Annotated in this window: 28 protein-coding genes; 21 read left to right on the forward strand and 7 right to left on the reverse strand. The window is 60.2% G+C overall.

Annotated features, from left to right (window positions below; translation table 11 throughout):
• Window positions 1–60: 60 nt before the first annotated feature.
• The 5 genes from SA339_08625 to SA339_08645 all read left to right on the forward strand — a co-directional run bounded on the left by SA339_08625 (window position 61) and on the right by SA339_08645 (window position 3167).
• Complete coding sequence (locus SA339_08625; protein MDW5563275.1) at window positions 61–981, forward strand: presenilin family intramembrane aspartyl protease PSH; 921 nt, start codon at window positions 61–63, stop codon at window positions 979–981.
• Window positions 982–1023: 42 nt separating this feature from the next.
• A complete protein-coding gene (locus SA339_08630) occupies window positions 1024–1671 on the forward strand; it encodes a metallophosphoesterase (protein ID MDW5563276.1) in 648 nt (215 codons plus the stop codon).
• Between the two features lie 175 nt (window positions 1672–1846).
• Window positions 1847–2353 (forward strand): cysteine peptidase family C39 domain-containing protein, encoded by a 507-nt coding sequence (locus SA339_08635; protein ID MDW5563277.1) that lies wholly within the window; start codon window positions 1847–1849, stop codon window positions 2351–2353.
• 93 nt (window positions 2354–2446) lie between these two features.
• On the forward strand, window positions 2447–2830 hold the full coding sequence (locus tag SA339_08640) for a 30S ribosomal protein S8e (GenBank protein MDW5563278.1): 384 nt from the start codon (window positions 2447–2449) through the stop codon (window positions 2828–2830).
• A gap of 37 nt (window positions 2831–2867) precedes the next feature.
• Window positions 2868–3167: a signal recognition particle subunit SRP19/SEC65 family protein gene (locus tag SA339_08645; GenBank protein ID MDW5563279.1), complete on the forward strand. Its 300-nt coding sequence runs from the start codon at window positions 2868–2870 to the stop codon at window positions 3165–3167.
• A gap of 46 nt (window positions 3168–3213) precedes the next feature.
• Here SA339_08645 and SA339_08650 read toward each other — a convergent pair whose 3' ends face one another.
• Window positions 3214–3504 (reverse strand): DUF211 domain-containing protein, encoded by a 291-nt coding sequence (locus tag SA339_08650; protein MDW5563280.1) that lies wholly within the window; start codon window positions 3502–3504, stop codon window positions 3214–3216.
• A 151-nt stretch (window positions 3505–3655) separates the two neighbouring features.
• Here SA339_08650 and SA339_08655 point away from each other — a divergent pair, with 151 nt between their 5' ends.
• From SA339_08655 to SA339_08665, 3 genes are all read left to right on the forward strand, one after another.
• Entirely contained in the window at window positions 3656–5089 is a 1434-nt protein-coding gene (locus tag SA339_08655) for an NAD(P)H-hydrate dehydratase (GenBank protein ID MDW5563281.1), read from the forward strand.
• A gap of 39 nt (window positions 5090–5128) precedes the next feature.
• Window positions 5129–5806, forward strand: a complete 678-nt coding sequence (locus SA339_08660; protein ID MDW5563282.1) for a metallophosphoesterase family protein — start codon at window positions 5129–5131, stop codon at window positions 5804–5806.
• A 62-nt stretch (window positions 5807–5868) separates the two neighbouring features.
• Window positions 5869–6666: a metallophosphoesterase gene (locus SA339_08665; protein ID MDW5563283.1), complete on the forward strand. Its 798-nt coding sequence runs from the start codon at window positions 5869–5871 to the stop codon at window positions 6664–6666.
• A gap of 1 nt (window position 6667) precedes the next feature.
• On the opposite strand, the gene SA339_08670 is transcribed toward SA339_08665, so the two are convergent.
• From SA339_08670 to SA339_08690, 5 genes are all read right to left on the reverse strand, one after another.
• Window positions 6668–7270 (reverse strand): GyrI-like domain-containing protein, encoded by a 603-nt coding sequence (locus SA339_08670; GenBank protein MDW5563284.1) that lies wholly within the window; start codon window positions 7268–7270, stop codon window positions 6668–6670.
• A gap of 87 nt (window positions 7271–7357) precedes the next feature.
• Complete coding sequence (locus tag SA339_08675; GenBank protein MDW5563285.1) at window positions 7358–8872, reverse strand: Ni/Fe hydrogenase subunit alpha; 1515 nt, start codon at window positions 8870–8872, stop codon at window positions 7358–7360.
• Window positions 8869–9879, reverse strand: coding sequence for an oxidoreductase (locus SA339_08680; protein MDW5563286.1), 1011 nt, complete (start codon window positions 9877–9879; stop codon window positions 8869–8871). The genes SA339_08675 and SA339_08680 overlap by 4 nt, the downstream gene beginning before the upstream one ends.
• Before the next feature lie 17 nt (window positions 9880–9896).
• Window positions 9897–10403: a hydrogenase iron-sulfur subunit gene (locus SA339_08685; protein MDW5563287.1), complete on the reverse strand. Its 507-nt coding sequence runs from the start codon at window positions 10401–10403 to the stop codon at window positions 9897–9899.
• A 2-nt stretch (window positions 10404–10405) separates the two neighbouring features.
• On the reverse strand, window positions 10406–13426 hold the full coding sequence (locus SA339_08690; protein MDW5563288.1) for a CoB--CoM heterodisulfide reductase iron-sulfur subunit A family protein: 3021 nt from the start codon (window positions 13424–13426) through the stop codon (window positions 10406–10408).
• Window positions 13427–13943: 517 nt separating this feature from the next.
• On the opposite strand from SA339_08690, the gene SA339_08695 reads away from it, so the two are divergent.
• The 13 genes from SA339_08695 to SA339_08755 all read left to right on the forward strand — a co-directional run bounded on the left by SA339_08695 (window position 13944) and on the right by SA339_08755 (window position 22249).
• Window positions 13944–14630 carry a zinc ribbon domain-containing protein gene (locus SA339_08695; GenBank protein ID MDW5563289.1) on the forward strand — a complete coding sequence of 229 codons (687 nt, stop codon included), beginning with the start codon at window positions 13944–13946 and terminating at the stop codon, window positions 14628–14630.
• A gap of 130 nt (window positions 14631–14760) precedes the next feature.
• Window positions 14761–15825, forward strand: coding sequence for a cell division protein FtsZ (ftsZ, locus tag SA339_08700; GenBank protein MDW5563290.1), 1065 nt, complete (start codon window positions 14761–14763; stop codon window positions 15823–15825).
• 19 nt (window positions 15826–15844) lie between these two features.
• On the forward strand, window positions 15845–16156 hold the full coding sequence (locus SA339_08705) for a hypothetical protein (protein ID MDW5563291.1): 312 nt from the start codon (window positions 15845–15847) through the stop codon (window positions 16154–16156).
• Between the two features lie 101 nt (window positions 16157–16257).
• Window positions 16258–16980: an archaeal proteasome endopeptidase complex subunit alpha gene (gene psmA, locus SA339_08710; protein ID MDW5563292.1), complete on the forward strand. Its 723-nt coding sequence runs from the start codon at window positions 16258–16260 to the stop codon at window positions 16978–16980.
• A 12-nt stretch (window positions 16981–16992) separates the two neighbouring features.
• Entirely contained in the window at window positions 16993–17697 is a 705-nt protein-coding gene (locus SA339_08715; protein MDW5563293.1) for a ribosome assembly factor SBDS, read from the forward strand.
• Window positions 17698–17808: 111 nt separating this feature from the next.
• A complete protein-coding gene (gene rrp4, locus SA339_08720; protein MDW5563294.1) occupies window positions 17809–18510 on the forward strand; it encodes an exosome complex RNA-binding protein Rrp4 in 702 nt (233 codons plus the stop codon).
• A 10-nt stretch (window positions 18511–18520) separates the two neighbouring features.
• The gene (gene rrp41 / locus SA339_08725; protein MDW5563295.1) at window positions 18521–19300 is read left to right on the forward strand and encodes an exosome complex exonuclease Rrp41; all 780 of its coding nucleotides are present in this window, start codon (window positions 18521–18523) and stop codon (window positions 19298–19300) included.
• Window positions 19301–19302: 2 nt separating this feature from the next.
• The gene (gene rrp42 / locus SA339_08730; protein ID MDW5563296.1) at window positions 19303–20076 is read left to right on the forward strand and encodes an exosome complex protein Rrp42; all 774 of its coding nucleotides are present in this window, start codon (window positions 19303–19305) and stop codon (window positions 20074–20076) included.
• Between the two features lie 5 nt (window positions 20077–20081).
• Window positions 20082–20387, forward strand: a complete 306-nt coding sequence (locus SA339_08735; GenBank protein ID MDW5563297.1) for a 50S ribosomal protein L37ae — start codon at window positions 20082–20084, stop codon at window positions 20385–20387.
• Window positions 20388–20389: 2 nt separating this feature from the next.
• A complete protein-coding gene (locus SA339_08740) occupies window positions 20390–20524 on the forward strand; it encodes a DNA-directed RNA polymerase subunit P (GenBank protein ID MDW5563298.1) in 135 nt (44 codons plus the stop codon).
• A 24-nt stretch (window positions 20525–20548) separates the two neighbouring features.
• Complete coding sequence (locus SA339_08745; GenBank protein MDW5563299.1) at window positions 20549–20770, forward strand: KEOPS complex subunit Pcc1; 222 nt, start codon at window positions 20549–20551, stop codon at window positions 20768–20770.
• Window positions 20763–21149 carry a prefoldin subunit beta gene (locus SA339_08750; protein ID MDW5563300.1) on the forward strand — a complete coding sequence of 129 codons (387 nt, stop codon included), beginning with the start codon at window positions 20763–20765 and terminating at the stop codon, window positions 21147–21149. The genes SA339_08745 and SA339_08750 overlap by 8 nt, the downstream gene beginning before the upstream one ends.
• Before the next feature lie 137 nt (window positions 21150–21286).
• On the forward strand, window positions 21287–22249 hold the full coding sequence (locus tag SA339_08755) for a DHH family phosphoesterase (GenBank protein MDW5563301.1): 963 nt from the start codon (window positions 21287–21289) through the stop codon (window positions 22247–22249).
• Here SA339_08755 and SA339_08760 read toward each other — a convergent pair.
• On the reverse strand, window positions 22240–22944 hold the full coding sequence (locus tag SA339_08760) for an HAD family hydrolase (GenBank protein ID MDW5563302.1): 705 nt from the start codon (window positions 22942–22944) through the stop codon (window positions 22240–22242). The genes SA339_08755 and SA339_08760 overlap by 10 nt on opposite strands.
• Window positions 22945–22994: the final 50 nt, after the last annotated feature.

Genomic DNA, 22994 nt, shown 5'->3' on the forward strand with positions numbered 1-22994 from the left:
GAAGAGCGAGAACGGTTCCCTCCTCGGCATCGTTATCTAGCCGGAATACCTAGTAGTGGCGTGCGAAAGAACCTGCCCCTACTGGCGATGGCCGGCATCTATATCCTCGTGCAGGTCTGCGCTGTCCTTCTGGCTCCTCTGTTCCTGCCCGAGTTCACGGCGTTCCCGGATCCTAACTCGCCGACCAACCCGTTCATCTACATCTTCATGGTGCTGGTGATGACTGCCATCATCCTGATCCTGATCAAGTATGGGCGGCAACGCATCGTCCAGGCCATCTTCTACGTCAGCATCTTCATCACCCTGCTTTACGTCTTCCTGCCCATCTTCCTGCTCTTCGACAGCGAGGGCATCCTGGCGCTCATCGCCTCGCTGGCCATCGCCTCCCTTCTCCTCGTCCTGCTGGCCAAAAGCGGGGAGTGGTACATCATCGATGCTGTAGCCCTCATCATCGGGGTGGGGGTCACCGCCATACTGGGAATGTCCTTGGGCATTCTCCCGGTGGTCATCCTGCTGGTGATTATGGCCATCTACGACGCGATCTCGGTGTACAAGACCAAGCACATGGTCGCTCTGGCCGAGGGCGTGGCTCCGTTGCGCCTGCCGGTGCTTTTCGTTGTCCCCAAGGAGAGGGGCTTCACCATGGACAAGATCGAAAAGGGAGGGATCGTGAAGAAGGAAGGTGGGGAAAGGGAGGCGTTCTTCATGGGGGTGGGGGACGCGGTCATCCCCGGCATCCTGGTGGTCTCGGCGTCCCTCTACCTTCCCGCTGCCGCGGCGCCGCTTCTAACGGCCAACCTGTGGGCGGCGACGGGGGCCATGATCGGCGGCCTGCTCGGCTACCTGGTCCTGTTCCGCATCGTTATGCGGGGCAATCCCCAGGCGGGGCTGCCCTTCCTCAACACCGGCGCTATACTCGGTTACCTGGCTGCCTATGCCCTAGCCTACGGCACCGTGGGCCTGAGCATGCTGGGCCTGTGAAAAGGATATTTGAACCGGGACGGACATGAAGGAGGTATCATGATGCGGTTCCTGGTCCTTTCGGACATCCATGGGCGGGAGAGCGTAGCCGATTGGGCGAAGGCTCTGGCGGCCGAGCATCGGGCGGATGCTTACATCGTCCTGGGGGACATCACCCACTTCGGCCCCGGATCATGGGCCGGAGAGTTCCTCGCCCGGCTGGACCGGCCGACCTATGCCATACCGGGCAACTGCGACCCGCCCGAGCTCGTCTGTCGGGAGATTGAGGCTCACGCGATATCGCTCCATAAGCGCAAGGTCGCCGTCGAGGGCATCACGTTCATAGGATTGGGGGGTTCGAACCCCACCATTTTCGAAACCCCCTTCGAGCTGGAGGAGGAAGACATCGAAAGCGCCCTGCGGCCTCTGATGGAGAGGAACGCGGTGCTGGCGGTCCACGCGCCTCCTAAGGGCATCAACGACCTCGTGGGCAGCGGCCTCCATGTGGGGAGCGAAACCATCCTCCGGTTGGTGAACGAGTTCCATCCCCGGGCGGTGCTATCCGGCCATATCCACGAGGCCCGGGGGATCGTGGAGAGGAACGGCACCCTGTTCCTCAACCCGGGAGCGGCCAAGGACGGGAATGCCGCCCTCCTGGAGGTCGGTGAGGATATCAAGGCCACCCTGCTCCAGAGGCCGGGCGGGAATTGATCTCCACGCCAAGAGCATAACATTAGTTAATAGAAATATTAATTAAGGTCCTCCTCCACCCCGGTACTAGGGGATCATCTTGGGGACATCATCTTTGAATGTCATGCGGTGCGCGCCGAGCGCTCGGCCATCAATCAGATCGATGGAGAACTCTGGCGCAACCATCCTTTTCGATGTGCCGTGCGTAACCCAGGGCACCGACTACTCCTGCGGAGCAGCATCCCTCCAGGCCGTGTTGTCATACTGGGGGACGGACCTGCCGGAGAGCGAACTTATGGGTCGCCTGCATACCTCGCCCCACCACGGGACCCACGAGGAGGACATCGTTCGAGTGGCGAAGGAATTGGGCTTCGCCGCAACCATGGAGACGGGCCTTACCGTCAGAGACCTCGCCCTATCCGTACAGGAAGGGATACCGGTCATCATCGTGGCCCAGGCGTGGGCTGAGGAGCAGAGCGGCGATTTCTCGTGGGCCGACGATTGGGACCACGGCCACTACATGGTGGTGATCGGCGTCGACAACGATCACGTGTGCTTGGAGGATCCCGCCCTAGAGGAATGCCGGGAGATGCTTCCGATAGATGATTTCGAGGAGCGATGGCACAGCATCCTGGGAGTCTCACCTTCTGCCCCCGACACGGTGTTTGTCCAGCATCTGGGCATCTTCATTACCAGATCATAGGAGGTTAGCGCCGCCAGCTATTCGGCGGGGCGGGGAGGCTGTCGGGGAACAAAGGCTTTTATATCACCTTTATTTTAGTGGCAGAGGATTAGTATGGCATTGTGGCAGGGCAAGTCGAAGCGGAAGCCTACCGGTGGCCGCCTGGTGAATAACAGAAAGAAGAGGCGCTACGAGATCGGGCGCGAGCCCCTATTGACCAATCTCGGTGAGGAGAGCCTCAGGCAGTACCGCACCATGGGGGGCAACACCAAGGTCAAGATGCTCAGCGCTGCTTATGCTAACGTTGTGGATCCCAAGACCAACCAGGTCAAGAGGGTAAGGATCGTCACCGTCAAGGTCAACCCGGCCAACCCCAACTACGTTCAGCGTAACATCATGAACCGCGGGGCTACCATCCAGACCGACATCGGTATGGCAAGGATCACCTCCCGGCCCGGACAGGACGGCACCGTCAACGCCGTTCTCCTCTCGGAGTAGGCCAAACCATTTATCCCTCTTGGGGGATTGACCGACCATGGTCTTCGACGCGGACAAGGCGTGGGTGCTGTGGCCGGAGTATTTTGACAACTCTCGTACCCGGGCGGAGGGGCGCAGGGTCCCCAAGAACCTGGCGATACCCGAACCTCAAATGTCGATGATCGTCAAAGCGGTCGAGAAGCTGGGGCTGGAGTGGAAGCTCGAAGAGGGAAAGGCCTACCCCGGGTCCTGGTGGAACAAGCAGGGGCTGTTGCTCGTCGAGAACAACATGCCCAAGTCCAAGCTGTTGCCCCGGGTGGCAGAGATGCTACGCTCGGTGCCCAGGCCGCAGGCGTGAATAAAAAGATCTCGCGCCTTGTCGGCGGGGGAGAGGACCGTTGCGTTCAGCGGTCCTGCAGAGTCTCTACTTCTTCCACCAGCCGCTTGCCCGCGGACACACTGTCGACCGAATGGATGACCGCTCCGGCCTCGGTGATGGCAGTCTCGACATCATCGAACACGATGGCGTTGCCCTCGATGGTGATCTTTACGGTCTCGGTATCCTGGTCCACCTCGACGATGGTGATGTTTACTCCAGAGGTGCCCGACAGCACGCTAAGGCGCTGGGACAGCTCCACTATCCCGGGGTGGTGTGGCTTCAGTACGTCTAAAACTACCCTTTTTATATCGCTCAATTACTCTTCACTGGTCCTGCATTTTGAATGATATCCCAGTATTAAATGGTAGCCCTCGCTGCCTGCCAGCCCTCCCGACCCTCCCCTGGCTCAACTGTCGCCCATCCGGCCAAGGCCAAATTTTAACTTCATCGGCATCATACTCCGCTTTATGCTCCCCTTTCTGGAGGTGCGGGTACTGGACATCAACTCCGAACAGATCGGGGTCCCCATCGACGCGCTCATGGAGAACGCCGGCGAGGCCGTTGCCGAGACCATCACCAAGGAGGTGGGCACCGGCAAAAAGATTGCCGTGGTGTGCGGCGTTGGCAACAATGCCGGGGACGGGTTCGTGGCCGCCCGCAACCTGATGCGGCACAACGATGTCACCGTCCTGCTGGCCAACCCCCCCGGGGACATTCGTACGGATGCGGCCAAGCGGGCCTTCGAACGGGTCAAGCACATCTCCTCATCGTCAGTGGGGGTCAACTTCTCCAAGTTCGATCTGGTGGTGGACGCCCTGCTGGGCACCGGGACGCTTAAGGAAGTGCGTGAACCGTACCGCACCCTCATCAATCGCATCAACGATTCCAAGAGCTACGTCGTCGCCGTCGACGTACCGTCGGGTATGGGTACGGACTTGCAGATAAGGGCAGATCTCACCGTCACCTTCACTGACGTGAAGGAGGGCATGACCCAGGACAACGCTGGCTACATAGTGGTGCAGGACATCGGCATCCCGGTCGACGCCAAGCGATACGTGGGGCCAGGAGAGTATGTTTACTATCCGGTCCGCCAGAAGGATTCCCACAAGGGGGAGAGCGGGAAGCTGCTCATCGTGGGCGGGGGGCCGTTCACCGGGGCGCCGGCCCTGGCTGGGCTGGCAGCATACCGCATGGGAGTGGACCTGGTCAACATAGCCACCCCCTGGATGTCCTATGGGCCCATCGCTTCCTACTCTCCCAACCTGATCGTCCACCGGCTATCGGAGGACGTCCTCGGCCCGGAGGACGTACCGACGGTCAGGCGGTTGATGGAGAGCGCCGACGCTGTACTCATCGGCCCCGGACTGGGGATGAATGAGAAGACCGGAACGGCGGTCAGGGAGATTGTAAAGGGGTGCGGGCTGCCGATGGTCATCGACGCTGATGCCATCGCCGCCGTCGCCAAGGACCCTTCGGTGTTGGAAGGTAAGAAATGCGTGATCACCCCCCACGCGCGCGAATACCAGTCACTCACCGGGCATGAGCTCCCAAAGGAGATGGAGGCCCGCATGGTGGAGGTGGCGGAGAGCGCGAGGACGCTGGGGGTGGTCCTCTTGGTCAAGGGCATGGTCGACGTCATCTCCGACGGCGGCTGGACAAAGCTCAACCGAACCGGCAACGCCGGAATGAGCGTCGGGGGCACCGGTGATGCCCTGGCCGGAGAGGTTGGCGCCCTGCTTTCCAAGCACCTCTCCCCGTTCAACGCCGCGCGCATCGCTGCCTTCACCAACGGGGCGGCTGGGGACCTGGCCTTCGATCGCATCGGGTACAGCCTCATGGCCACCGACGTCATCGACAACCTGCCAGAGGTCCTGCGCCGTAGCCTGAAGAAGGTCCATTGAGACGCCAGAATGAAATAGCGGCACGGAAGATAGAGGGCCATGAAGCTCGGCCTCATCTCCGATGTCCACGCTAACCTCGTCGCCTTACGGGCGGTGTTGGATGACATGGAGACGAGGGGAGCGGACCCCGTTCTGTGCGCCGGGGACGTGGTCGGCTATTATCCATACCCGGTGGAGACCATCGCCCTCTTCCTGGAGAGAGGGATCCGTTCTATTCAGGGCAATCACGACCGGGCGGTGCTGAATGCCGGGGGCAGGGACATGAACCCGATGGCTGTCAGCGCCGTGGAGTGGACGGCGAGGAACATCGACCCCCGGTCGTTGGCGTTCCTCCGGAGCTTACCCCGGTACCTGTACTTGGAGGAGGACGGGGTGCGCATCGCCGTCTACCACGGGGCGCCCTTCGATGATGACTACTACACCTTCGAGGACGAGGCCGTGGAGGGCCTCCTCCAGATGGCCGGATGCGATCTTCTTGTCCTGGGCCACACCCATATGCCATTCATCCGCCGGCACACGAGCGGGACGATTGTCAATCCCGGCTCGGTGGGGCAGCCCCGGGACGGGGACCCTGATGCCTGTTACGCCATCTTCGATACCGAGACCCGGAGGGCGATGTACCGCAGGGTGCCCTACGACATCTCGGAGGTCGTGGCGCGGACCCTCAGTTCCGGTCTCCCTCGCTCCCTGGCCGACAGGCTGAGGGTGGGACGCTGACCTCCAGAAAGGATGAAGAGAAGGAGCATAGCTTTATCCGGGGCCTCGCTCAGTGAGGGACGATGACCGACATCCTTCCCATCCCCGACCAGCTGGCCCTCGAGATCAGGGGGCCGCAGAACATCATCTGCGTCGGTGACCTCCATGTCGGCCTGGAGTCGGAGATGAGGGCCAAAGGTGTCCACGTGCCGTCGCGCACTATGCACATGGAGCGGGAGCTCGTCGCCCTCTCTGCCGCCCACGACCGGCTGGTCCTGCTGGGCGATGTAAAGAACAAAGTCCCTGGTTCCACCCACCAGGAGCATGCAGAGCTCCCCGGGTTCTTCCGCTCCCTCAAGCGCCACTTCGGCGAAGTTGATCTGGTTCGGGGGAACCACGATACCAATATCGAGGAGTTCCTGCCCGATGGCGTCGCCATCCACCCGTCCACAGGGTTCCGCATCGGGGACGTCGGCTTCGCCCATGGCCATACCTGGCCGTCCCCCGAGGTCATGGCCGCCCGCACGCTAATCGTCGGCCACAACCACCCCACCGTGGCCTTGGAGGACTCCCTCGGTAACATCAGCAAGGAGCCGTGTTGGGTGCGCCTCCCGGTACGGGAGGGGGCGTTAAAGCGGTATGTGGAGCATCCGGAAGAGATCATCATGGTACCAGCGTTCAACCGCAGTCTGGGCGGTTCGCCGGTCAACCTCGCCCGAGGCAGACTACTAGGGCCACTGTTCTCGGAGGGAACGATCGACGTGAGCGAGGGGCGGGTGTACCTCACCGACGGGATCTACCTGGGCACCATTGGGAGCCTGATGGTCCAGAGCACCTCTCGGGTACGAACGCTCCCCCATCGCTCCCGGCCATATTACTGACCTACACAACAGGATGGCGTATGATCGTTCTAAGGTTCTCCGGCGCCGTCCTGTTGAAGTCGCTGAGGTAGATTTCGTGATGCTTGCCCCTCAACTCTCGCCCGCACTCGTGCACGAAGGTGTGCAGGCGATCGACCGTCGGCCGCTCGTCAGCGAACGGTCCCTTGTGCATGATCTGGGCGACGAGACCTTCTTCGAGGCGCTCGAATCTTACCTTGGGCAGGGCGGCGGGATCCTTCTTCCTGCGCAACTCCTCCGTGGCCACTCGCACGCGATCATCGGTTACGATATCGGGCTGCATGATCATCGACGTCCACCTCCAGTTGTCCCGCCTCTCCATGTCCAGAAGAGATATATCGTCGACCCACCACAGGCCTTCCAGCGGCATGACCCCATAGTCGGTCCCTTCGGTCTTCTTGATCATGAACTTCAAGGTGTAGGAGAGGCCGAACAGCGCCTCGAGGGCCTGCCGATAATCCTCTGAGCCATTAGGGTCGCCGGTCCCGTCGATCATCAGGAAGTTCATCGGGGGCACCTCCACCAGCGCCGGCTCTCGGGGAGCGTCATATAGTGGGCGGAGCTGCTTCCGCACATCGATCTTCATGTGGTGCCAATCACCTGGAGAGTATAAAATCGCTCGATATCCTTGCTAAAAAAAGGTGAAAAAGGAAAAGAGTTGGGAAAAAGGGGTTTAGAAGTTCTTGATGTCCTGGTAGATGGACCCGTCGGGGTTCCTGACGATGGCCCTGAGGGGCATGTGGCCGGGCAGGGTATGGGTGGCGCACGAGTTGCAGGGGTCGTAGGCCCTGTAAGCCATCTCCACCTCGTTCAGGATACCGGGCGAGATCTGCCAGTTCTTGATCAGCGCCTTGGCCGCCCTGCGGACGGACAGGTTGATCGGGGCGTTGTTGTTGGTCGTTCCGACCACCAGGTTCACGTCGGTAGTGATACCGTTCTCGTCCGCCACATAGTGGTGGATGAGGGTACCGCGAGGCGCCTCGAGGCAGCCGACACCCTCTCCGGGTTCTCCGGGCGGGGTCTGGATGTCCTTGCTGGTGATCTCGGGGTCCTGAGACAGCTGGAGCATGAGCTCGGCCGCGTGGACCAGCTCGATGACCCTGGCCCAGTGCATGACCATGGTGTGGTGGATCGGTCCGTTGATGCCCAGTCCCTTGAAGAAGTCCTTCATCTGCAGGTAGTAGTCCTGCGCCAGAGGGGTGGTGAAACCGGTCGAAGCGTTGATCCTGGCCAGCGGAGCGCACCGGTAGATGCCGCTCTTGGGGCCGTCGGTGAACCCGTTCCAGCCGATCTTCTTCTGGAAGCAGAACTTCTCGTAGGACCACGGCTCGACATGCTCCCCGATGTAGTCGAGGTATTTGTCGGGGTGGAACTTCCACATCTCCTTACCGGTCTGGTCGACCACACGAGCATCGCCATCGTAGAAGTTGATCTTGTTGTTCTTGTCCACCAGGCCCATGTAGTAGGTCTCGTCGTAGTAGATGCCCGGGTTGGTGATCAGCGCGAGGTAGTCCTCGTTCTTCAGCACCACATCCGTCAGCAGCTGGGCGGTGAACTTGGAGAAGTCAACGGTGGACTTCGCCCAGGTCTCGATCTGAGCCCTCTGCTCCTCGGTGATAGGCTTGCTCATACCGCCGGGGATGCCGCACACGGGGTGGGTGGCCTTGCCGCCCATCATCTCCTGGGTCTTCTGGGCCCACGAGCGGTGCTTGATGACCTCAGCGCCAATGTTCACGCCGACCGCGTCCACGACGCCCAGGATGTTCCTCTTCTCCGCCGGGGCCATGGGGCCGAGCACGAAGTCAGCGGCCGCCAGGGCGTAGAAGTGGGCGATGTGGCTGTGGACATAGTGAGCGGCGTAGAACAGCTCACGGAGCTTCCTCCCTGCGGGTGGGGGCTCGGCCTTGAACACGCCATCCAGGGCCTTGGTGGAGGCCAGGTGGTGCGCGCCAGGGCAGACACCGCACAGACGGGGGGTGATCTTGTTCAGCTCGTCGACCGACCGGCCGATGCAGAACTTCTCGAAGCCTCTCAGCTCGGGCACCTGCCAGTAGGCGTTCGCCACATTACCCTCGTCGTTCAGGAAGATCTCGATCTTCCCGTGACCCTCCAGCCTGGTAATGGGATCGATGGTGATCCTCTTGGACTCGGACTTGTGGGTCGGTTCAGAAATTATCGGACCGGTCATTGCTTAACACCTGCCTTCTTCTCCTTGACTTTCCGCTTGATGATCGACTTGGGCATGGTGAACGCGTAGAACGTTCCCAGCGGGTCCTTGATCTGAGTCATCAGCTGAAGGATCTCATCCTCGTTGAGCTGGGTCTCGTTGTCGGCGGTCCGGAAGATGGAGGCCAGGGCGCTCAGCATCGAGCCTCCCTGATCCATGACCGCAGCGGTCGGGCCCATGCATCCACGGCACGGCTGGTTGGCATCCAGGCACTTCGCTCCGCACCCGGCCCGGGTAGCCGGTCCGAGACAGATAACACCCTGCTCCAGCATGCACTTCTTAGGATCGATGGCGATCTCATAGGGCATGTTGATCTTGTCGATGGTGGTGACCTCCTTGGTCCTGCCGCACTCATCGCAAAGGGTCTTCTGGGAAGCGAGGACTGCACCCTTGGGGGGCAGCGGGGCGCCTTCCTTGACATGCTTCTCCACGACCGCCAGGAACGAGTTGATCTGGTCGGTGGTCGGCGGGCAGCCCGGCATGTAGTAGTCCACGTCGATGACGTCATCGAGGGTGAGGACCGTGTCGTACATGACCGGGAGCTCCAGTTCGCCCTCGGGGGCCTCGAACTTAGGCTGGGGCCTCACATGATTGGGGTTAACGCTGGAGAAGGTCTTGTTGTAGACGTAGTCCTGCAGATCCTTCTTATTGGTCACATTGGCGAGGCCGGGGATGCCGCCAAAGCAGGCGCAGGAGCCGAAGGAGACCACAATGGCCGACTTCTGCCTGAGCAGCTTGGCTACATGCTCGTTCTCGCTGTTCCTGACCGCGCCGTTGTATAGGGTCAGGGTAATGCTCTTGTCGGGCATCGCCTCGACGTCCTTGAGCTTGGTGTCCACCGCAATGGGCCAGAACGCTATGTCGGCCATGTCGGCGACCCCGAGGATCTTCTCATCGATGTCCAGGAGGGCCACGTCGCAGCCACCGCAGCCGGCACCCCAATACTGTGCTATCTTGACTTTTGCCATGATTCCACCTTTTCCTCCTAATGGTGCGAAGCTCCCTCACCGCGGGGGTCTTCACCCTCGGCCTCCGTCAACGGGTTGGGCCCCATCTCTCTGATCTTCTCGGTGAACTCCTTGATCGTGGACTGGAACTTCACGCCCTCGGAGGCGGAGACCCACTCCAGGTGCAGGCGGTCAGGGTCCAGGCCGTACTGCTCGAGGAGCATCTTGAGCAGGGCGATCCTTCTCCTGGCCCGGTAGTTGCCACCGATGTAGTGGCAGTCCGCGGGGTGGCATCCCAATACCAGGACGCCGTCGGCACCCTTGGCGAAGGCCCGGAGGACGAACTCCGGGTCGACCCTAGCCGAGCACATCGACCTTATGACCAGGAAGTTTGTCGGCATCTGGAGCCTGGAAACCCCGGCCAGGTCTGCCCCGGCGTAGGAGCACCAGTTGCAGCAGAAGGCGATGATGCGAGGCTCGAAGCCGCCCTCCGCGGGCTTGGCCGCCGCTGGGGCGGCCTCGTGTCCGTGTTGTGCTGAAGACATGTTCACTCACTCTCCTCGAGCGCGGCGTCGATCGCAGCGATGATCTGCTGGTTCTTGAAGCCCCTCTGCTCCATGGCGCCGGACGGGCAGGCCGCAACGCAGCAGCCGCATCCCTTGCACAGACCCTCGTTGACGATGGCCTTCTTCTTCTCGGGGTTCTTGGGATCGGCCACGATGGTGATGGCCTTGTACTCGCAGACCGGCTCGCAGATGGCGCAGCCGTCGCAGATGTCATCGTTCACCGCTGCGATGATACCCTCGCTCTTCAGCTCGGGCTTGGAGATCACAGTCATGGCACGGGCGGCCGCTCCGGACGCCTGAGCGATGGCTTCGTCGGTGAACTTGGGCCAGTGGGCCAGACCAGCGAGGTAGACGCCGTTGGTGGCGAAGTCGACCGGCCTGAGCTTCATGTGGGCCTCCAGGAAGTACTTGTCCTTGCTGAGCGGCACCTTGAGCATCTTGGCCAGCTCCTCGTTGTCGTGGTGCGGCCGGATGCCGGTGCTCAGGACCACCAGATCGGGCTTGATCATGATGTCCTCGCCCAGGATGGTGTCATTCGCGACCAGCTTCAGGCTGTCGCCCTCCTTGGTGACCATGGGGGGCTTGTCCTCGGGGACCCTGACGAACTTAACGCCCACCTGGCCGGCCTCCTTGTAGAGCTCCTCGCGGAACCCGTAGGTCCTGATGTCCTTGTGGAACACGTACACATCGGCCTTGGGGTTCGCCTTCTTCACCGCGATGGCGTTCTTGATGGCGTTGGCGCAGCAGACCCGGCTGCAGTAGGGCGCCTCAGAGTTCCTGGAACCGACGCACTGGATCATGGCGATCTTGTTGGCGGCGAGGGAACCCTTCTGCATCTGGTCCTCCAGCTCAAGCTGGGTGACGACCCTCTTGTCCTGTCCGTACAGGAACTCCTTGGGCTTGTACTCCTCCGCGCCGACCGCCACAACGATGCTTCCGGTCTCCAGTTCGGCATCGTCGTTGGTCTTCACCTTGAAGTTGCCGACGAAGCCGCCGACGTCCTTGACCTCGGTGTTGAGGTGCACGGTGATGTTCTTGTTGTTCCTCACACGGGTGACCAGCTCCTTGGCGAACTCCCGGAGCTTGCGGCCGTCCTCCTCGTGGTAGATCTTCATGGCGTTTCCGCCGAGCTCACCGGTGCGCTCCAGGAGGTCCACATGGAATCCCTGGGCGGCGATGTCGAGGGCTGCGGTCATACCGGAGATGCCTCCGCCCACGACCACCGAGGAGTGGGTTACCGGCAGCTTGGACTCGTACAGGGGCTCGAGCAGGCGGGATTTCGCCACAGCCATCCTGACCAGGTCTTTGGCCTTCTGGGTAGCCTTGGCGGGCTCGCCCATGTGGATCCAGGAGCACTGGTCCCTGATGTTGGCCATCTCGAACAGGTAGGGGTTGAGGCCAGCCTCCTTCAGGGTGCTCATGAACAGGGGCTCATGGGTACGGGGAGTGCAGGACGCCACCACGACCCGGTTGAGGTTCTCCTTCTTGATGGTGTCCTTGATCTTGCTCTGGGTATCGGCGGAGCAGGAGTACTTGTTCTCCTCCGCAAACACGACGTTGGGCAGGGTCTTGACGTAGTCGACCACGCTGGGCACGTCGACGGTCCCCTTGATGTTGATGCCGCAGTCGCAGACGAAGACGCCGATCCTGGGCTCCTGGCCCTCGACGTTCAGCTCCTCCATCTTAGCCTCCTCGATGTGGCCCCTCTTGTTGGAGATGTAGGCACCGGCCTTGGCGGCGGCGCCCGATGCCTCAGCCACCGACGTCGGAATGTCCTTGGGAGCGGCGAAGGCGCCGGTCACGAAGACACCGGGGCGGCTGGAGGTGAGCGGGCTGTACACATTGGTACCAGCGAAGCCGAACTTGTTGAGGTTGACGTTGAAGATCTTGCCAAGCGCGCTCGCGCCCTTGGGGGGCTCAAGACCGAGAGACAGGACGACCAGGTCGAACTCTTCCTCGGCCACATCCCCGTTGGAGGAGTAGCGGAGGGTCAGGTTCTTGGTCACAGGGTCCTCGGAGATGCTGGCGACCCTAGAGGAGCGGTGCATGGTGATGCCGTACTCCTTCTCGGCCCGGTTGCGGTAATCCTCGAACTCCTTGCCCACCGCACGGATGTCCATGAAGAAGATGTGCGGTACCAGCCCGGCAGTGTGCTCGCCGGCGATGATCGCCTGCTTCATGGCATACATGCAGCAGACGGAGGAGCAATAGGTGTTGCCCACCTTCTCGTCCCTGGACCCGACGCACTGCAGGAAGGCCACCTTCTTAGGGGTCTTCTGGTCGGAAGGCCTGACAACATGTCCACCGTATGGGCCGGTGGCGCTCAGGAACCTCTCGAACTCGAGGGAGGTCACGACGTTGGGGTACTCACCATAGCCGTACTCCTTCTTCAGGCGGGCGTCGAACACGGAGAACCCGGGAGCGAGGATGATTGCTCCGACATCAAGGGTCTCCTCGACGGCCTTGTCCTCATAGTTGATGGCACCGGCTGGGCAGTTCTTCTCGCACAGACCACAGCGGCCCTTAGTAAGCTTAAGGCACTTGCTAGAATCGATCGAGTACTTCAGCGGCACAGCCTGGGCGAAGGGGATGTAGATGGCCTTTCTGTTCACCAGGTTAGCATCATACTCGTTGGGCACCTTCACTGGACACTTCTCAGCGCAGATACCGCAGCCCACGCACTTGTCCATGCTGACGTAGCGGGGGTTGTGGCGGACCTTCACCTTGAAGTCGGGAGCCTCGCCGGCGACATCGATGACCTCGGACATGGTCATGAGGTGGATCATCGGATGCCTGGCAGCCTCGACCAGTTTGGGCGAAAGGATACACATCGAACAATCGTTCGTCGGGAAGGTCTTGTCCAGTTGGGACATGACTCCACCGATGCTTGGCGTCTTCTCAATCAGGTAGACCTGGAACCCCGACTCCGCAAGGTCCAACGCGGTCTGTACGCCGGAGATACCTCCTCCGACGACCATTACTGCACCTGTCTTTTCCGACATTTATGCTCCTCCAAAATTCTTCTCCATAGATAATTCGTCCATGTATGATGTACAATACACGCGTCCTTTGGCCAGTTTTTTCACGGTCCTCAGAGTTGTTCCTGTCCCGCTTACGAGCATCGATCCTCCTCTAACCGGACCTGGCCCCCGAGTGGGTCCATTTCCGGTCGATTCCGACATACTGGACAAGTAGCTTCCGAAGGCCAAGAACCGCGGCTTTTTCGCGTGTGAACATTGGTCATGGCCTGGGTGCTTTTTGCCGGAAATGGAATGTTCGTATATTAACATATCGAAGATTGCCCCACATCGTTTTTTATGGACCCACTTTAGCAAGGTCGTTTAAAAAAGTTTCGTTGTCCAAGGGATTTTTTTACGAACGTTCGTAAGTAGCCTTCGGATGGATCTCCCTGACGGGAGCCAGTCTCATTATCAACCCTACTAACAAAGAAAGAAGGGGCTTAAAGGGGAACAGCGGTAAAGCGCCCGTGTTTGGAACCGCTCTCTCGTTGGGGTCCCTATGAGGGGATCCGGATTCGGGGAGCTGATCAGGAAGCTCATCTACATCCGTCGACCCCGTGGTGATGAGGATAAAACCCATAACGAACGTCCCCGCATCATGGTGACCGGGGCGAAGGCCCAGGTCGAAATCTGCCAGATCTGCATGGGACGCATCAAGGAAGGGACCGAGTACGTCCGCTGCGGCTCCGGCAGAGTGTTCCACTCGGTCTGCCTGGCCCGGCTGAGCGGGTGCCCTTACTGCAAGCGTACCTTCGCCATCAAGGGGCGGGAGAGCGCCACCTCCCGAGAGATGACAGAACCCATCGTGCCCGTTCCCGTCACCGAGGGACCGGCTCCGATGGTCGAGGAGACCGCACTCTGCCCGGTATGCGGGGAGAGGGTTTCCAAGAACTCATCGGGGTGCCCGGCCTGCGGCGCGATATTCGTCGCTGATGGGGGCATCTTCCTCTGTCCGGGGTGCGGTTCGCCGGTCAAGGAGAGCGATGCGATATGTGCCAACTGCGGGGAGCCCTTTCGGATGTTCGTCCCTCGCAACTGCCCGGTCTGCGGGAGTTCGGTAGGTCCCAGCGAGGACAAGTGCCGATGCGGGGCCATCCTCGGCGACCGGTGCCCAGAGTGCGGTGCTGTCCTGGCGCAGGAAGACATCGTGTGCTCCAACTGCGGAGCCGCCTTCGAGTTCATATGATTGGCCGGGACTAAAACGGACAGCGATGCCTTCGGTGCTGAAGGCGTCAACATCACCGCTGGGAGCTAGCTATATACATTTTTATATTATTGATTTAATGTACAATCAGTTCTTCAGTAGTGGGATGCACATGAACACGACAGTAAGCAGCACTGGACCATACAATTCCAGTGTAGATTATGGCGCAGGGGTCCCAGGGTTCGGACCGGGCAACACGGACGATGACGAGCTGCGGCAGTTGGTGGAATCGATACGCATCGGGATCACCATCATCGGATGCGGGGGCGGTGGATCCAACACCATCAACCGACTGACCCGGACAGGAATCTCCGGTGCTACCCTGGTCGCCGCCAACAGCGATGCCCGTCACCTCCTGGCAATCCAAGCGCCCAACAAGATCATTCTCGGGAAAGCCTCCACTAGGGGCCTGGGGGCTGGGGCGATCCCCGACGTCGGAAGGAAAGCGGCCGAAGAGGCAAGAGAGGAGCTACGCAAATATGTCGAGGGCAGCAAGGTAGTCTTCGTGACCGCGGGCATGGGCGGGGGTACTGGCACCGGATCGGCACCCTTCGTCGCCGAGATGGCCAAGCGGTCCGGGGCCCTGACTATGGGCATCGTTACCCTGCCCTTCAAGGCCGAGGGGCGCCTGCGCATGGAGAACGCCCAAAAAGGCCTGAGGACGCTTAGGGAGTGTTGCGATACCACCATCGTCATCCATAACGACCAGCTGCTGAAGCTTGTTCCCAAGCTCCCCCTGGAGGCCGCATTCAAAGTTGCGGATGAGGTTCTCATGTACGGGATCAAGGGCATCACCGAGATTATCACCCGGCCCGGCCTGGTCAATGTCGACTATAATGATATTGTCACTATAATGAAGGACGCGGGGACTGCCCTGATCGGAATGGGTGAGAGCCGCGACGACAAGGAAAGAGTCAAGCAGGCCGTCGCCGAGGCTATGGAGTCCCCCTTGCTGGGAACGATCGACCTGTCCTCGGCCAAGGGGGCTCTGATCCGGGTCGTGGGCGGACCGGACATGACCGTGGGAGAGGCTGAGAAAGCCGCCGAGCTGGTGTCCTCCAGGCTGAGCCCACAGGCAAGGATTATATGGGGTTGCTCCGTTGAGCCGGAGATGGAGGGCAGGGTGAGCCTGCTGGTCGTCATCACCGGGGTCAGCTCCTCGGTCGGCGACAACTAGCCGGAATCACCCCGAGAACATGGTAGTCAAATCCAAGAGGGGCAGACGTAGGTACATCGCAGTGAGGGCCCGCGAGGCAGAGAGGATGACCGACGAGGCGTTCCTAGGGGCCCTCAATTCCTCGCTGACCCGCGGCGGCGTCCGCTACAAAGTCATCCAGTTCGATGGCCGGGAGGGCATCGTGAGGGTCAGCGGAGCGGACCGGGACCGGGCCCTGGCGGCTCTGGGAGGACCGGAAGCGAGCGCCCTGGTCACACTGCGGACCTCGGGGACATTAAAAACCTTGAGGGAGGGCGTTCTCGGCGGCAGAGTGACGGACACCAGGGCCTGAAGGATACATCTGTGTTGCACAATTTTTTCCCTGGCGCACATATTAAGCTATATATCACCGAAGTGCTTTAGTGAAATCCGCTTAGTCAAGGAGTGACATTGATGCAACCAGGACAAATGGCATATGACCGGGCCATCACCGTATTCTCCCCGGACGGAAGGCTGTTCCAGGTCGAGTACGCGAGGGAGGCCGTCAAGAGGGGCACTACCACGGTAGGTTTGAAGTTCAAGGACGGGGCAGTTCTCATCGTCGACAAGCGCATCGCCAGCCGCCTCATGGAGCCTAGGTCCATCGAAAAGATATTCCAGATCGACGAGCACATCGGATGTGCCACTTCCGGACTGGTAGCTGATGCCAGGGTCCTAGTGGACCATGCCAGGGTTACCGCCCAGATCAGCAAGATAACCTATGATGAGAGGATCAGCGTGGAGATGCTGGTCAAGAAGATCTGCGACTACAAGCAGAACTATACTCAGTACGGCGGGGTAAGGCCCTTCGGCACTGCCCTCCTCATCGCCGGTGTGGACGACCAGGGCATACACCTCTTCGAGACCGATCCGTCCGGGGCGCTAGTCTCTTACAAGGCGGGAAGCATCGGAGCCGGTCGCAACGTCGTCATGGAGGTCTTCGAGGAACAGTACCAGGAAGGGATGGAGATGGAGGATGCCATCGTTCTCGGGCTCAAGGCGCTGAAGAAGGCCACCGAGGAAGAGAAGCTCAACCCCAAGTCGGTCGAGATCGGCATCGTTCGCCAGGGATCCAACTTCCGCCGCCTCGAGGACGGCGAGGTCGAAGCAGTGGTGGAAAAGGCCAACACCGCATAGGCCTGTGCGTAAATGGTCGACCTCGAAGACGCGATCGTTGCAAAGCTGGAGTCTCACGGGGAGACTTTCGAGATCCTCATCGACCCCAAGGTCGTCAACCTTATTCGGGAGGGCAAGGAGGTCGACCTGGCCGACCACATGGTCATCGACGAGATCTTCCGCAACGCCCATAAGGGCACCCGCCCCGAAGAGAAGAAGGTCAAGGAGGTCTTCGGCACCACCGACCCTACCGAGGTCGCCAAACACATTATCTTGAAGGGCGAGGTCCAGCTGACGACCCAGCAACGCAAAGAGATGCTGGAGAGCAAGCGGAGGCGCATTATAATGGAGATCGCCAGGAATGCCATCAACCCTCAGACCTCCGCCCCCCACCCTCCAGCCAGAATCGAAGCGGCGATGGAAGAGGCAAGGGTCCACGTGGACCCCTTCAAGTCCGTGGAATCGCAGATCGAGCCCACCCTAAAGGCCCTCCGCCCCCTGATCCCCATTCGCTTCGACAAGGTCCGCATCGCTGTAAAGCTGACCGGGGAGCAGTACGGGCGGTGTTACGATTACATCGCCCAGGCGGGGAAGGTCACCAAGGACGAGTGGCAAACGAACGGCAGTTGGATTGGCATCGTGGAACTGCCGGCAGGCATGCGCGACGATTTTCTCGGGAAGCTAGCCGAGAGGACCAAGGGGGATGTTGAGACCAAGATCCTCAAGGGCGCCATCTGAGCGAATTCTTAAGATATAAGATAATATACGCCGTCACAGGTCGAGCAAAGACATTTAAGAATGTAGACCATCAACAAGATATTCGTGTGTTAATTTCAAAGGAGATATGATATGAACAGTGAAGGGTCGAGACAACCACGGGAGATAGTCATGCCCGGTGACCTCCTGGATGGCGACAAGTTGAAGCCTGGGGCGGGTACCTATGTTTCTGAAGGCAAGATCTACGCCGCCCTCCTTGGTATCAAATCTGTAAAATCGAACTACGTGAACATCATTCCCTTGAGCGGCCGCTATATACCTGCCGTAGGGGACAGCGTCATCGGCAAGGTGGAGGATATCGGTCCCTCCAACTGGCTAATCGACATCAATTCTCCCTATCCTGCCCCGTTGCACGTGAACGAGGTCCCTTGGAGGGTCGAGTTCGGTGACACTGCGAGATACATGAACGTGGGCGATGTGATCCTGGCGAAGGTGCTCATGGTGGACGAAACCATGAGAGTGCAGGTCACCATGAAGGACCAGGGATTGAGAAAACTGCAGGGAGGACAGATCATCGAGATCTCTCCCAGCAAGGTGCCCAGGGTGATAGGGAAGAGCGGCTCAATGATCCAGATGATCAAGGGATATACGAACTGCCGCATCTTCGTAGGGCAGAACGGGAGGATCTGGCTCGATGGCGAGGTCGACAACATCATGCACGCCATCAAAGCCATCCAGATGATCGAGCAGGACGCCCATTCCTACGGGTTGACCGAGAAGGTGAAGGCGTACCTTGAGGCGGGGTCCCAGCAGTCCGCCCCGAGCTCGGAGTGAGGTGAAGCTGATGTCCGGAATGACAACTGATATCGATCTGATCGATGACAATGGAATAAGGATAGATGGAAGGAAGGTGGACGAGCTCCGGCCGTTGAAAATTGAGGCCGGCGTGCTGAAGAGAGCGGACGGGTCCGCCTATGTAGAGTGGGGGAAGAACAAAGTCCTGGCCGCCGTGTACGGGCCGAGGGAATGTCACCCCCGCCACATGCAGAACCCGGCCAAGGCCATCGTCCAATGCAAGTACAACATGCTCTCGTTCTCCGTGTCCGACCGCAAGCGGCCCGGACCGGACCGGAGATCCATTGAGATCTCTAAGATCATTTCCGAGGCGCTCGAGTATGTGGTGTTCACCGAGAACTACCCCCGCGCCTCCATCGACGTATACATCGAGGTTCTGCAGGCCAACGCCGGCACCCGATGTGCCGGCTTGACCGCCGCCTCCGTGGCCCTGGCTGACGCTGGGATTCCCATGAAGGACCTGGTCCCCGCGGTCGCCATCGGCAAGGCCGATGGGCAGATCGTGCTGGACCTCAACAAGGAAGAGGATAACTACGGCAACGCCGACCTCCCCATCGCCATGATCCCCCGGACCGGTGAGGTCCTGCTCATGCAGATGGATGGCCACATGACCATGGAGGAGTTCGACCGTGCGCTCGAGTACGGGAAGAAGGCTTGCCAAATGGTGTACGATGTCCAGAAGGACGCCCTTCGCCGGCGCTACGCTGTGCAGGCCGCCAGCGGAGAGGGTGAGGACGAGGCTCCCCAGAGCAACGGAACGGAGGCCTGAACATGTCCGAACCGGTTATGTCTGAGATCAAGAAGGGGCACATCCACAAGCTGCTGTCCACCGGCAAGAGGGTTGACGGGCGTGCGCTGGACGAGTACCGCCAGATCAGCATCGAGACCAATTACATCGAGAGCGCCCAAGGTTCCGCCCGGGTCCGCCTGGGCAACACCGACGTGCTCGTCGGAGTGAAGATGGAGGTCGGGTCCCCGTTCGCCGACACCCCCGACCGCGGTGTGTTGACGACCAACACCGAACTCATCCCGCTGGCCTCCCCGACCTTCGAGTCGGGGCCCCCAGACGCTGGCGCCATTGAGCTGGCCAGGGTCATCGACAGGGGCATCCGAGAGAGCGAGATGATCGACCTCAAGAAGCTGTGCATCAAGCATGGTGAGGAAGTCTGGATTAACTTCCTGGACATCTACGTCCTTGATTACGACGGCAACCTCTTCGACGCTTGCTTCCTGGGTGCCATCGCCGCGCTCAAGACCACCATCGTGCCGGCGAAGGAGAATGAGAAGGGCGAAGACTATCCCATGCCTCTGAACCATCTGCCCATTCAGACCACGGTCGTAAAGATAGAAAACTCTATATTGTTTGACCCGACTCTCGACGAAGAGAAGGTCGCGGACGCTCGCCTGACCGTCACTACCGACGAGAACGGTGACCTAAGGGCAATGCAGAAGGGACTCTCCGGCGCTTTCACGCTGGATGAGGTCAAGCAAGTGATCGACATGTCCCTGCAAATGAGCAAGGGCCTCAGAAACATCATAGGGTGATAGTAATGTCCAAGTCAACAGAGAAGGCTGGCAGCTCGGGAAGGTTCGGCACTAGGTACGGCGTGGTCGTCAGGAACCGCGTCCGGGACATCGATAAGATGAGGACCGCGGCCCACGAGTGCCCCAACTGCCACAGGAACAGCGTATCGCGCGTCAGCAGCGGCATCTGGGAATGCAGCAAGTGCGACACCAAGTTCGCCGCTGGGGCCTACTCCCCGATCTCCAAGAAGGAGACCTCTGAGGAGTTCAAGGCAGCCCAGGCTGCCAAGGTCGAGAGCGAGGTCAGCAACGACCAGACCAAGGGTGCATAAAGATGTACAAGTGCGGGAACTGCAACGAGCCTATCCGCTCCAACGTCAACACCGTGGGCATCCAGTGCGAGAAGTGCGGTTCCAAGATCTTCTATAAGGAGCGACCTAACGTCAAGAAGGTCATCAAAGCCCGGTGAAGGATGCCTCGGGCAACCCTTCGCTTGGCCACCCCACACGGAAAGGCCGTGTGGGGCGCGCTCCATCCCGAGGTTGGAAGGGAGATCCCTCGCACCAAAGTCAAGCTGGCCCCTGGTGAAGGGGAGATCATCCTCGATATCGAGGCCTCCGATCTCGGGGCCTTGCGAGCCGCACTAAATTCATATCTTAGGTGGATAAGACTCTCGGAAGAGATCGGAAACATGGTAGGTGAAGAACATGAATGAACTTAGCCCCAAGGTCCAAAATCAGATCGCTCAGTTCCAGCAGCTCCAGCAGCAGTTGCAGGCAGTGCTCAACCAGAAGTTCCAGATGGATGCCCAGCTGAAGGAGATACAGCGCACCACGGAGGAATTGAACAAGTCCCCCGAGGATGTTGTCATCTACAAGTCCGTCGGCTCCCTCATGATCAAGGCGGAGAACAAGGAGGCTGTCCTCAAAGAGATCGAGGAGGACAAGGAGACCATGGAGGTCCGGGTCAAGACCCTGGAGAGGCAGGAGAAGTCCCTGAAGGACCGCTACCAGGTGCTCCAGGATCAGCTTAACAAGGCTCTCTCCTCCGGCGCCGCCCCCATGGGACCCATGGGCAGGACGCTTAGCGAGTAAAAACCTCTTCCCGGCATTCCCGGCCCTTCCAGTTTTTTCATCTTTCTACAGAGCTTACCGCATTCTCATGTCACATCGCTCCTGCCCATGCCCCTCTCGGGGAAAGGTCTAATATCCCCGGGGCATACCGTTTTGGGATGCTGTCCACCATCGTCCAGAAGCTCATGTCTGGAAAGAAGGTCGTCCTATTGCACGGCAACGCCGACCCCGATGCCTTGGGCTCGGCCTACGCCCTCTATCGTGCCTTTCCCGATATCACAGTCGCCGCCCTGGGCGGCCTCGATCGCCTGGCCAAGGTTATGGCCATAAATCTCCAGTTCGAGGTGCTGAGCTTCGTCGACCTGGACGCGTTCGACACGGTGGTGGCAGTGGATTCCTCGTCTATGGAACAGGTCGGCGTCGACCTAACCGGGCGAGATATCGTAGCTATCGACCATCATGCCCCCTGTGGGGATTGGGACGAGGCTCTGTTCCTTTGCGACGAGACCAGGCGCAGCTGCGCGGAGATCGTGTTCGAGGTCCTCAAGGTGGCGGGGACCGCAATCGACCGCCGTATAGGGCTGGCCCTGGCCGTAGGCATGCTCACCGACAGTGGTCACTTCCGCTTCGCCAACGCCGCCATGATGCGCACGTTCTCCGAGGTCATGGATGCCAGCGGCATCAACATGGACGAGGCCATGGACCTGACCGACCTTGACCCCGACGTCTCGGAGCGTATCTCTCAGCTCAAGGGGGCGCAGAGGATGCGCTTTGATCGCCTAGGGGACCACATAGCAGCCATCTCCTTGGGGAGCGCCCATGAATCCTCTGTATGCAAGGCCATCCTCAACATCGGCGCCGATGTCGCGTTCGTGGGCTCTCAGCGGGACGAGAAGTTCCGCATCAGCGCCCGGGCCCGGCAGGACATCGTCAGGAAGGGGTTGCATCTCGGGAAGCTGCTGGACGATATCGGCGGCGAGACCAGCAACAACGGAGGGGGGCACGCCGGCGCTGCCGGTCTGACCGGAGTAGGTGACGTGGAGGCCATCCTCAACATCTGCCTGTCCCGCTCCATGGCCTTCTTCCGAGAGCACCGAGACGCTGTCCGCTCTCAGAGCTGAAGGCGATCGGCAAGCTCGTACAGATTGATCACCCGATCATATCCCTGGCCGACGAACTCCACCCGGCGGTCCAGCAGCACCCCCGGTATGCCCATCCTTCTAGGCCCGTCGACGTCCCACACCGGGTTATCGCCAACGAACAGGCATTCCTCCGGACGAGCCTTGGCGACCTCCAAGGCGTGGGTGAAGATGTGTGGATCTGGTTTCCTCCACCCCACGTCTCGGCAGAACACCGTCCCGCGGACCCGGGAACCGATACCCGTCCTCGCGAGCTGTTCCCGCCATAGATCGGCCGGGCTTCCCCAGGTAGTGTTGGACACTATGACTGCCTCGTACCCCTGCGTAAGCAGAGCGTCGAGGAATGGTAGAGCGTCTTCGAACACCCTCGCCTGTCCGAACAGCGGAGTCATGAACGATCGGCACATGGCCGGAAGAAGAGGGGTATCCTCTGCCCTCAGGTCGAAAGTGATGGACAGACGATGCTCCAGGGGACGCACCACTGGGTCGTTGGGGCTCTGGGCGCTGAGGCCCCATCTGGCTTCCAGGGCATCGAGGGAGAGCACTTCCCGCCCGCTCTGCATCAAAGTCCGGCGGGCCGAGTCCAGGGACGATGGCAGGACCAGGCCAGGCAGGGTATGACCGAAGAAGTCGACCAAGGTCCCTCCGAGATCGATGAGCAGCACGCGTGGAGTCATGTGATGAACCAGGGCATGCCAACTCAAATACCTGACGATTGACGCTTCAG

The sequence above is a fragment of the Methanomassiliicoccus sp. genome, assembly GCA_033485155.1.
GTDB lineage: Archaea > Thermoplasmatota > Thermoplasmata > Methanomassiliicoccales > Methanomassiliicoccaceae > UBA6.